Annotated in this window: 6 protein-coding genes; all 6 read right to left on the bottom strand. The window is 48.8% G+C overall.

The genetic code is table 11. The features are described from left to right. Nucleotides 1-171: 171 nt before the first annotated feature. From VN105_RS01020 to VN105_RS00995, 6 genes are read right to left on the bottom strand one after another with little or no spacing between them, the layout of a single operon-like run. Nucleotides 172-1,749, bottom strand: a complete 1,578-nt coding sequence (locus VN105_RS01020; RefSeq protein ID WP_325637037.1) for a RagB/SusD family nutrient uptake outer membrane protein — start codon at nt 1,747-1,749, stop codon at nt 172-174. An 18-nt stretch (nt 1,750-1,767) separates the two neighbouring features. After that, nucleotides 1,768-4,836 (bottom strand): TonB-dependent receptor, encoded by a 3,069-nt coding sequence (locus tag VN105_RS01015; protein ID WP_325637035.1) that lies wholly within the window; start codon nt 4,834-4,836, stop codon nt 1,768-1,770. Nucleotides 4,837-4,878: 42 nt separating this feature from the next. Beyond that, the gene (locus VN105_RS01010) at nt 4,879-5,817 is read right to left on the bottom strand and encodes a glycerophosphodiester phosphodiesterase family protein (RefSeq protein ID WP_325637033.1); all 939 of its coding nucleotides are present in this window, start codon (nt 5,815-5,817) and stop codon (nt 4,879-4,881) included. A gap of 49 nt (nt 5,818-5,866) precedes the next feature. Beyond that, entirely contained in the window at nt 5,867-6,595 is a 729-nt protein-coding gene (locus tag VN105_RS01005) for an MIP/aquaporin family protein (RefSeq protein WP_325637031.1), read from the bottom strand. Between the two features lie 11 nt (nt 6,596-6,606). After that, a complete protein-coding gene (gene glpK / locus VN105_RS01000; RefSeq protein WP_325637029.1) occupies nt 6,607-8,100 on the bottom strand; it encodes a glycerol kinase GlpK in 1,494 nt (497 codons plus the stop codon). A gap of 51 nt (nt 8,101-8,151) precedes the next feature. After that, the gene (locus VN105_RS00995; RefSeq protein ID WP_325637027.1) at nt 8,152-9,756 is read right to left on the bottom strand and encodes a glycerol-3-phosphate dehydrogenase/oxidase; all 1,605 of its coding nucleotides are present in this window, start codon (nt 9,754-9,756) and stop codon (nt 8,152-8,154) included. Nucleotides 9,757-9,899 lie beyond the last annotated feature (143 nt).

Genomic DNA, 9,899 nt, shown 5'->3' with positions numbered 1-9,899 from the left:
AATTTCAGGGCCGGAACGGCCCTGCCTGGTGCGGATATCAGGGTACAACTGAATGAGGATTTCTCCATTGATGACGTGGCGATCTACGACTAATGCACCATTACTCCCTGAAATAAAAATGCAGCGATGCAGTTACTTCGTAACCACATCGCTGCATACTATACCTGACAATTAGTAACCCGGGTTCTGTTCCAGGTTAGGGTTCAGGTCTTTTTCACCCACAGGGATAGGCCACCAGTAATCACGCAGCTTATCGAACGTACGGGTTTCGATCTTTTTACCGGCGTAGTTCTCGATAGGCGCATTCATTACCGTTTCAGCGGTTTTCCAGCGGCGGATATCGTTGTAATACAATCCTTCACCGGCAAATTCCACCCTTCTTTCATGACGGATCTCTGTACGCAGCGCATCTTTGGATAAAGTATTGGAAATATGCGGCATTTTCACCCGGTCGCGGATAGCGTCGAGTGCGGCAAAAATGGTGGCATCCGGGCCGCTTACTTCGTTCTGTGCCTCTGCATACATCATGAGGATATCGGCATATCTCAGCACAATAAAGTTAATATCAGACTGGCCGTCTTTCAGGTCCGACTTATCCTTTGGCGGTGCAATGCTGTCGTAAAGGCTATATTTCTTCATACCATAACCGGTAATGGCAAAGCGGGTAGCCGGGATAATGGCGCCGCGGTACATATCGCCGGGATAGGTGAAGGTGCCGTATAAGCGGGGATCACGGCGCAGGTACGGGCTGTCGGCCTTATACCCTGAAGCCGGATCGGTGATCGGCAAACCATTGTTCATATAATAGGTTTTGGCCAGATCCAGCAATGGCGCATTGGTATTGTATTGCGTACAGATCAGGTCGAATGAACTACCCTGCTGCGGGAAGATATACTGCACATCAAAAATAACTTCCTTGTTATTTTCATTAGGCTGTAAAAACAATCCGCGGTAATCCGCAAAAAGTCCGTAACCGGCGCCTGCAAGCGTCATCACTTCTTTGGCTGCCATGGCAGCTTTCCTCCATTTTTCCACATCGTTGGAGGTATTTAACAGCGGGCTGGCCTCGTACAGCAGCACCCTTGCTTTCAACGCCATGGCGGCGCCTTTGGTGGCACGACCCAGATCTGCTCCCGTGAATTTCACCGGCAACAGCGTAGCAGCCATATCCAGGTCGTTCAACACACTATTCACCACTTCTGCACGTGGTGTACGTGGCAGTTTGGCCTGGGCATTTCTATCAGGCGGGTCAAGGATCAACGGCACCGCGCCATAGTAATTCTCCAGTATAAAATAATAAAGTGCACGCAGGAAATAAGCCTGTCCTTTCATTTCCTTGCGTGTATCTTCATCAAGTGCCGTCACTCCATCTACCTTCTTCAGAAAAGTATTACAACGCCCGATACCGCTGTAGCAATCAGCGTAACGACTGGTAACGATGCCACCGGTGCTCGACATTTGTGTGCCGCGGGCAATGGAGTTAAAGCTCATGGCATCCGTTTGGTTATAAGCATTGGGAGTAATAGTTTCTTCCCAGAGGGCCGTGGCATTGTTGGATGTTTTACCACCAAATATGCCCTGGTTGCGCAATACGGAGTAGCAGCCTACCAGGCCGGCGTTGGCAGCTTCAGGCGTTTCCCAGAAAGTTGATTCCGGGTAACGGTCGTGCGGCGAGGTGTTCAGCAGGTCTTTGTTGCAACCTGCAGCCAGGAGACCTGTACAGGTTAATAAGAGATATATCTTTTTCATACTATTCATTTTGGATGTTTAGAAGGTAACGTTAATACCACCGTTAAAGGTTTTCAACATGGGATAAGTATACAACGATGTCCGATCCAGCATAGATTCGGGGTCGAAATCTTTATAACGGGAGAATGTAAGCAGGTTTTCCGCGTTGATAAACACACTTACCTTCTGGATCTTCGCTTTTGACAACCATTGTTGTGGCAGCGCATATCCCAGCTGAATATTCTTCATTCTCAGGTAAGAATTGTCCCTTAACCAGAAAGTAGAACGCTGGAAATTATCAATACTACCGGTGCTGGTAGTTACGATAGGCAGGCGTGCATCAGGTTTTTCAGGCGTCCAGGCATCTCTTGTCCACTCCCAGGTAGCATTGGCGCCATTGTTAAACGGATAAGCCAGGTTAGCGGTAGGTAATACCTTTACACCGCCAATGCCCTGGAATGCAGCGCTGAGCGTAACTCCTTTATAACCTACATTAAACCCGAAACCATAAGTATATTTTGGTATGGACGAAGAGCTGTTTACGATTACGCGGTCATCTCCATTAATAATACCATCGTTATTAACATCCCTGAATTTGATGTATCCTGGTTTTGTATTGGCCGATTGTTTTGCGCTGGCATCTATTTCTGCCTGGTTCTGGAAAATACCTTCGGCCTGTAATATGTAAAATGATTCAATAGGTGCTCCTGCCTGTGTGATGGTACCGGTACCATAAATAATTTCACCGTGCAGGTCTACTACTTCATTTTTATTATAGGCAACACTTCCATAAACATTCAAATCTACTTCCCCGATATGATCGCGGTACTGGGCTGTTACTTCCAAACCGGTATTATCTACCACGCCCACATTCTGTTTTGCACCAGCCAGGTTTCCTACCTGCGAAGGCATGCCCACTTCACGCAGGATACCATCGGTGCGTTTTTTATAAGCATCTACCGTAAGACCAATGCGGTTTTTCCAGAAGTTAAGATCAACGCCAACATTGTATGCCGTGGTAATTTCCCATTTAAGCGTGGAATCCGCATCGGCAGTTTTGGCTGCACCGGAATTTAATACGCCGCCAAAACTGTAGTCTTCACCAAGGTTCACGGTTGGATCTGTGGTGTACAGTGCAATAGCCTGATTTCCCAGTTTACCTACAGAAGCCCGCAGTTTCAGTACGTTTATGAAATTGGAATGGAAAAAGTCTTCTTTATCAATGCGCCAGCCGGCAGATACGGAAGGGAAAAACGCCCAGCGGCTATGCCTGCCAAGGCGGCTGGATCCATCATAACGGAAAGTGGCCTCCAGCAGGTATTTGCCATCGTAATCGTAGTTAACGCGACCAAAATAGGATTCCAGTACATCGCGGGTAAGATTTCCGGATGTGGCATTCCAGGTGGTACCGGCACTTAAAGCATCCAGTCGTCCATCCAGGTAGCCATACATACTGGCAGCCCAGGAATCTGAATCGAAGTTATCGTAACTGGCGCCCAGCATGGCAGAGAGGTTATGTTTCTCTTTGAATTGATGCTTCCAGTCGAGCGTGTTATAAAAATGGATGTTCATATCGTTATAATCCGTTTTGGCCGACCTTGGTGCAGTGGCAGGACTGTTCCAGTTAATAGCGTCGCCGTTTTTCGGATTAAATGTTTGCATACGCGGTGTAAAGCCGCTCAGCAAACCATCGTATTTATCCACACCAAATTTGATGTTATAGTTGATATCGAAAGGCAGTTTGTATTCTGCAAAAACGGTGGTCAGGAAGCGTTGGATCTGCTTGGTCTGCAAACCGTTGTATGCCAGCATGCGGGGATTCTCCCAGTTATTACGGCCGGCGGTTCTCAACCAGGAGTTACCATAGCGGCCGTCCGGCAGCGTATCAGTAAGGATTGGCAATGTACGGGCCAGGTAGGTCCAGGTATCCGTATAAAATGGCGTAGTGTAAGTTCTGTAATATCCGTCCATGGTAATACCGGCGCGCAAACGTTTGGATATATCCATGGAAGCATTCAGTCCCACAGAATATTTCTTTTCATGGTTACCAGGCCCAAAGAGGATACCATCCCTGTCGAGATAACCGAGTGATAAACGGTAGTTATATTTTTCGCCACTGCCGGAAATGGCCAGATCATGTTTCTGAATCACCCCGTTTTTCAGTGCAATATCATACCAGTTGTTGGCCGGGTAAGTGAATGGATCTGTTGCCATTCCTTTTTCATATTCCTCAATATCAGCTTCCTTATACTCAATAGCTTTGCCTTCATTGGTAAGCGCCTGATTTTTCAGTCTCATGTAAACAATAGGATCGCTGATCACATTTGGCAGGTAAGTGGCTTTCTGCTGGCCATAGTAATAGCTGTAGTTCACACGTGCAGTACCCCTTCCTTTTTTAGTGGTAACAAGGATAACGCCGTTGGAACCACGGGAACCATAAATAGCAGCCGCAGCGTCTTTCAGTACAGTAATGGTTTCAATATCATTTGGATTGAGTTCATCCATGGAATATTCAATACCATCTACCAACACCATCGGCTCATTGGCCCTGGGATCGGTGCTGCCAAAGGTATTCAGGCCCCTTATACGGATGGTGCTGCGATCCACGCCCGGCTGGCTGTTGCTCAGGTTGGCGAATACGCCGGGCACACCGTGCAGGGCATTACTCGCGTTGGTAAGCGGCTGGCCTTCCTTGTCCACCATATTTACAGTGGTGATGGCGCCGGTGAGCGTGGCTTTCTTTTGCGTACCATAACCCACTACTACCACATCATTCAGTTTCTGGATATCTTCCTGTAACACTACCAGTACATTGGAAGATTTTACCTTTACTTCTTTTGGCAGGTAACCAATGAAGGTGAATTTCAGTGTAGCATCTTTTGGTGCATTGAGTTTAAAGGCGCCGTTTATATCAGTGGCGGCGCCGCGGCTGGTGCCTGCCACCTGTACATTCACCCCTATCAGTGGTGTACCGTTAGCGGCGGTTACCTTACCGGTAACGGGAATGTCCTGTGCCTGAAGGGAAAGGCTGCCAATGCCTATGATCCCGGTACACAGCAACAGGAAAGTCGCCGGTTTTAACAGGCGGAGTCGTGAAAACAATTTCATAAGTGCGTGTTTTTTTTAGTGTTTTGGTAGATAAAAAAATGGTCAGAGCCCTGCTTCGCGTAGCCTGTTTGGGTAGTCGGTAATAATACCATCAACGCCCAGTCCTTTTAGTTTCTTCATTTCATTAACATCGTCCACTGTCCATGGAACAATCTGAATATGCTTAGCGTGGCATTTGCTCACCAGTTCAGGTGTTACCAGCTTATAGTTAGGATTGTAAAAAAATGGTATAAAGCCGAGTTGTTCAATGTGCTGATCGAACCCGTTCTTTTTATCATCTGTCAGAAATCCAAGTACCATATCCGGGTAGCGGCGGTGCAGTACCTGTAAAGGGCGCATATCGAACGATTGCACCAGCAGGCGTTTTCCTAATAGCTGCAATTGTTTTACCGCCATCAGTTTATCCATGTATTCTTCCGGCGCGGGTTGTTCTTTACCGTCTGTTTTTTCGGAAGATTTTATTTCCAGCAGGTAATACGGCGCCGGCAGATGATGCGCTTTCGTATAGGCTTCCACGGAGTCTATCATTTCAGACAGCAGTGGTGCATAGGAACGCATACGTTTTTGTTCCGGGTAAGCCGGATATGGCTTTTCACCGATAATAAACGGCCGGATATCCGCATAATTCATCTGGTAAAAAATATAGTCCTTACGTTTCTCCGCCGGGATATCTTTTCCATCCGGTGTGGTGGTATAAGATGGCGTAAAAGATGCATCATGGTATACCATTACCTGTCCGTCTTTCGTGATATGCACATCAAACTCGATGGTGTTGGCGCCTTCTTCCAGTCCGCGGTACATGGCGGGTATGGTGTTTTCCGGCATCAGCCCCCTGGTGCCGCGGTGTCCTACTTTGTAAAATGAAGGATAACCGTTTTTAGCAGATGCTGTGGTTTTAGATGTTTTGCAGGCATTGAAGCTGCAGATGGCTGCTACTGCCAGTGCACAGCTAATCAAACCGGTATTGAGCTTTTTTTTCATTGCAGGTGGTTCTAACGTGTTATTAATTGCGTGTATTGGTGAGCGTTATTTACTTCAGTAACAGGTATAATGAAGCGGCAAGCACAGCGCCGGCGAGTGGTCCGAAAACGGGGACCCACGAATAGTTCCAATCGCTGTGGCCTTTTCCTTTTATAGGCAGCAGCGCATACATGATACGCGGCCCCAGATCCCTTGCCGGGTTAATGGCGTAGCCGGTAGTGCCGCCCAGCGACAACCCGATAGACCATACCAGTAAGGCAACAGGTAATGCGCCGAGAGAGCCCAGTCCTACCGGTGTTTTTTCCGGCCCTAATTCTGCGTTGGTAAAATAAAAGATGGTGAAAAGCAATACGAAGGTACCGGTAGCTTCACAAATGAAATTACGCCAGGTATTACGTATAGCCGGCTCCGTGCAAAATACGGCGCGCTGCAATCCACCGTCGGGCGTATTATTCAGGTGGTCTTTGTAATTGAGCCATACCAGCGTGGTACCAAGCATAGCGCCCAGCATCTGCATAGCAATGAACAATGGCACATCCGCCCAGTTAAACTTACCGGCAGCGGCCAGTGCAATAGTAACAGCAGGATTGAGATGTGCGCCGCTGTATGGACCGGCAAACACTACGCCTACAAATACGGCCAGGGCCCAACCGGTGGTGATCACGATCCAGCCGCTGTTGTTACCTTTTGTATGGTGCAATACTACGTTGGCTACTACGCCGTTGCCCAGCAGGAGCAATAAGGCGGTACCAATTAATTCAGCTAAATAAGGATACATCGTTTATAATTTTATTGGTGAGCCCATGCTTTTGTAGCGTTTACTGCGCGGTTCCATCCGTTGATCCATTGTTGCCGTTGTTCCTGTTCCAGTTTTGGAGAGAAACATTTTTCCATCTTCCACTGGCTGGCAATTTCTTCCAGGTTCTGCCAGTAACCGGTGGCCAGCCCGGCGAGATAAGCGGCGCCGAGAGCGGTTGTTTCTGTAATGCCCGGACGCACTACTTTTGTTTGCAGGATATCCGCCTGGAACTGCATCAGCAGGTTGTTGCCGGTGGCTCCGCCATCTACCCTCAGTTCTTTAATACTGATACCGGCATCTGCTTCCATTGCTTTCAGTACTTCCATGGTTTGGTAAGCGATGCTCTCCAGCGCCGCACGTGCAATGTGGGCCGCATTGGTGCCGCGTGTCATCCCTACCAGGGTGCCGCGTGCATGCTGGTCCCAGTGCGGGGCGCCAAGACCTGCAAATGCAGGTACCAGGTATACGCCATCATTTTGCGCCACACTGGCGGCCAGCGCTTCCACTTCGGAAGAGGCCCTGATGATACCAAGCCCATCGCGGAGCCACTGCACAATAGCGCCTGCAATGAAGATGCTGCCTTCCAGCGCATATTGCACCTGCCCGTTCACTTTCCATGCCACCGTAGTGAGGAGATTATTTTTGCTGATGATCGGTGTTTCTCCAATATTCATAAGCATAAAACAGCCGGTGCCATAGGTATTCTTTACCATGCCGGGAGCGGTGCACATTTGCCCGAACAGCGCTGCATGCTGATCACCGGCGATACCTGCAATCGGGATCTGCACGGCAAAAATGCCGGGAGCTGTTTCGCCGCATACTTCACTGGATTGCTTTACTTCCGGCAACATGGATGCAGGTATATCGAGCAATGCCAGCAGTTCGTTATCCCATGCCTGTGTGTGGATATTAAACAGCATGGTGCGGGAGGCATTAGTGATATCGGTTGCATGTACGGCGCCGTGAGTGAGGTTCCAGATCAGCCAGGCGTCTACCGTTCCAAAGGCCAGCTTGCCTTCGTTGGCGCGTTCCCGTGCCCCGGGTACATTGTCGAGGATCCATTTGATTTTTGTTCCGGAGAAGTAAGCATCTATCACCAGTCCTGTTTTTTCACGTACCAGGGTTTCTTTACCGGCAGCTTTCAGCTCATCGCAGAAACCGGCCGTGCGCCTGTCCTGCCAAACGATGGCGTTATACACCGGCTTACCAGTTTCGCGATCCCATACCAGGGTTGTTTCCCGCTGGTTGGTAATACCGATGGCCGCAATGTTGCCGCCTTCCAGTCCTACTTTTGCCATGGCCTCTGTAGCTACGCCGATCTGGCTGCTCCATATTTCAGCAGGATCATGCTCCACCCATCCGGGTTGTGGAAACAGTTGTGTAAATTCTTTCTGCGCGGTGGAAATAATTGCGCCTGCTTTGTCGAAAATAATGGCCCGCGAGCTGGTTGTGCCCTGATCCATTGCCATAATGTATTTGGTCATGTTTTTCCTTTTCTACGTGGATTTTTACGTGGATGTTTGTTTTCGTTTAGTCTATGCCGTAACCTTCAGTTGTTTATGAGCAGTGCCGTTTTTCAGGAGGTAGTGTTGTGCTACCTGTATAAAATCCTTTACCTGTTTTTGTTGCCATGCTATGTCTTTGTTCATTTCAGCGGCCATGATAGCTGCTACAGCGGGCGCCAGGTCAATGGCGGCCTGTGCATCCAGGAAGAGCGCGCGTAAACGCCGGGCCAATACATCTTCTACGGTTTGAGCCATTTCATTTCTTACTGCCCAGATCACCTGCGCTTTGAGATATGGCAGGCGCGGATGCAGTTGTTCTTTCATGTCCGGGTTCAGGGAAATGTAAGCCTGGATCCTGGCGGCATCACTGCCGTATATGTCCAGCGGTGCAGCTGCAGAAGGTTGTTGCTGATAGCCATGAATGTGCAGCGACTTTGTTTTGCAACCTACCGGTACCAGTCCGCCGGTTTTAATGGCCTGGTCCACGGTATCTTCTGCCATCCGGCGGAAGGTGGTCCATTTACCCCCGGTGATGGTAATGAGTCCTGATGGTGCTACCAGTATTTTATGGCTGCGGGAAATTTCCTTTGTGCTGCCTGTTTCTTTCTGTGGCGCTGCCAGCGGGCGTAAGCCGGCAAATACGCTGAGTACATCTTCGCGTGCAGGCGGGCGGGCGAGATATTTACCGGCGGTATTTAAGATGAAGCTGATCTCTTCTTCCAGGGCGATGGGCTCCATGCTATGTTCATCGAGCGGTGTATCGGTGGTGCCCAGTAACACTTTATTATTCCAGGGCACAGCAAATAATACGCGGCCATCATCCGTTTTGGGGATCATGATAGCGCTTTTGCTGTTAAGGAAAGAAGGATCCAGTACCAGGTGTACGCCCTGGCTGGGTTTCACCATATTTGGTGCAGCCGGGTTGTCGAGTTGCAGTACTTCATCTACAAATACGCCGGTAGCATTGATCACTGTTCTGGCTTGCAGCGTAAACGTTTCAGCAGTTTCCAGGTCCTGTGCGCGTACGCCGCTTATTTTGCCTGCATTGTTTTTAAGTAAGCCATTTACCTTGAAGTAGTTGAGCAGTACGGCGCCGTTTTCAGCGGCAGTTTGCGCGATGTCTACTGCGAGGCGGGCATCATCAAACTGGCCATCGTGATAAACAATGCCTCCTTTCAGTCCTTCCTTCCGGATGGTGGGAAGCCGGTTGATGACTTCCTTTCTGCTGATGTGCCTTGAGCGTCCGAGGCTCAGTTTTCCTGACAGGAGGTCGTAGATCTTCAGGCCGATGGTATAAAAGGGGCCTTGCCACCAGTTATACTGCGGGATGATGAATTGCTGATTGTGGGCCAGGTGCGGGGCATTGTTCAGCAGCAATCCTCTTTCGTACAGGGCTTCCCGTACCAGGGCAATATCGCCCTGCGCCAGGTACCTTACCCCGCCGTGAACCAGTTTGGTACTGCGACTGGAAGTGCCCTTGGCAAAGTCGGCCTGTTCGAGCAACAATGTGCGGTAATTTCTGGTGGCGGCATCCATAGCGACACCAAGACCGGTAGCTCCGCCGCCTATAATGATAAGATCCCACGGTTGTTCACCAGCTTCCTTTAATTGCCTGATTGATTCAATTCTTTTCATTTTATTGCTACATGACTTTTAATTAGTTTCATTTATTTTCTCTGCAATACTAATAAAAACAAAAAGAAATAATTTGAAACCAAAGTATAAAATAAAATGAAAAAGCTGAAAAAGTTATTGATGAACGGAAAAGAAATAAAATG

Source organism: Chitinophaga sp. (assembly GCF_035564935.1).
Taxonomy (GTDB): domain Bacteria; phylum Bacteroidota; class Bacteroidia; order Chitinophagales; family Chitinophagaceae; genus Chitinophaga.
This window is presented reverse-complemented; position numbering and strand designations above follow the sequence as displayed.

Coding starts and splice junctions, on each gene's coding strand:
- VN105_RS01020 (WP_325637037.1), bottom strand. CDS start 1,749: ATGAAAAAGATATATCTCTTATTAACCTGTACAGGTCTCCTGGCTGCA.
- VN105_RS01015 (WP_325637035.1), bottom strand. CDS start 4,836: ATGAAATTGTTTTCACGACTCCGCCTGTTAAAACCGGCGACTTTCCTG.
- VN105_RS01010 (WP_325637033.1), bottom strand. CDS start 5,817: ATGAAAAAAAAGCTCAATACCGGTTTGATTAGCTGTGCACTGGCAGTA.
- VN105_RS01005 (WP_325637031.1), bottom strand. CDS start 6,595: ATGTATCCTTATTTAGCTGAATTAATTGGTACCGCCTTATTGCTCCTG.
- glpK (WP_325637029.1), bottom strand. CDS start 8,100: ATGACCAAATACATTATGGCAATGGATCAGGGCACAACCAGCTCGCGG.
- VN105_RS00995 (WP_325637027.1), bottom strand. CDS start 9,756: ATGAAAAGAATTGAATCAATCAGGCAATTAAAGGAAGCTGGTGAACAA.